General features: G+C 35.9%; 1 protein-coding gene. It reads right to left on the bottom strand.

Annotation, left to right across the window (positions count from 1 at the left end):
• On the bottom strand, nt 1–359 hold a 359-nt coding region (locus ACNPNW_RS06290; RefSeq protein WP_448766752.1), incomplete at its 3' end, for a hypothetical protein.
• Nucleotides 360–474: the final 115 nt, after the last annotated feature.

The following is a 474-nucleotide window of genomic DNA, read 5'->3' as shown; positions in this document are numbered from 1 at the left end:
TCTTTGGCAGGCAATGTATTCTTGCAGACACTTTCAATGATTTTGAATACGAATTCATCTGCGGAATCGAGGCGGATTTGTGCTATAATCTCCTCCACTTTGTTCAACGATGGATGATGGACAATATATTTATAGAGGATATATCCCAATCCGCTGGCATCAAAAAAGTAATTCAACTCCTGTTGAATGTACTGGGAAAGCGACTTCTTCATTCCCTCCAGCATCCCTTTAACTTCCTCGTTAGGTTCAAGGTCAAAATCGCGGATCATCTCTATATATTTTTTATCGGTTCCCAAAGCGAACAGTGAATATAAGAACTCCATCGGTGTACTGATAAGAATATTTATCGTTTTACTCATCTCAAATTTTCCTCTATTCATTTACTGAATTTGATAACAGTCTAATACATATCTAATATATCATACATGACTTCTTTGAAAGCGGTCAAACGCATTAAATGTTTATCAAATCTAT

This window comes from Acinetobacter endophylla, assembly GCF_053543775.1.
The sequence above is the reverse complement of the archived record's forward strand: the minus strand, read 5'-3'. Positions and strand labels throughout refer to the sequence as shown.